Source organism: Vibrio sp. 10N.222.55.C6 (assembly GCF_041473395.1).
GTDB lineage: Bacteria > Pseudomonadota > Gammaproteobacteria > Enterobacterales > Vibrionaceae > Vibrio > Vibrio crassostreae_C.
On record NZ_JBFRSD010000710.1, the window covers coordinates 1 to 376 of the forward strand.

A 376-nucleotide genomic window follows, 5' to 3' on the forward strand; every position below is an offset into this window, starting at 1 on the left:
CTTATATCCCATTACGATTAATGCGCCATTGAGTGATATTCAACTAGACTATATGGTCTTGAGCTCATCTGACACTACGGCCATATGGAAAACTTATCTAATGACACGGAATAGAATTGTCACAGGTATGCTATTTGCGTTAGCACCAACTCTTAGTTTTGCTAACGCTGACAATCAATTTGAATTTTCGCACTCTAAACAGGGAACTGTATGTTCATCTAATCCTGATATTTGGCAGCTTGGCGGTGAGCTGCAAGTTGATGCTCCTATTTCGCTGAATGGCAAGGTCATCACTCGCGGCGGACAAAAAAAAGCAAGCAATAATGTTGACCTATTTGCAGGACAAGAGTCCTCTACCGAACAACATTACATGACG

General features: G+C 41.5%; 1 pseudogene. It reads left to right on the top strand.

The annotated features are described in order from the left end of the window. Positions 1-100: 100 nt before the first annotated feature. Positions 101-376 (top strand): annotated as a pseudogene (locus AB4486_RS25770) (caspase family protein); the annotation flags it as partial.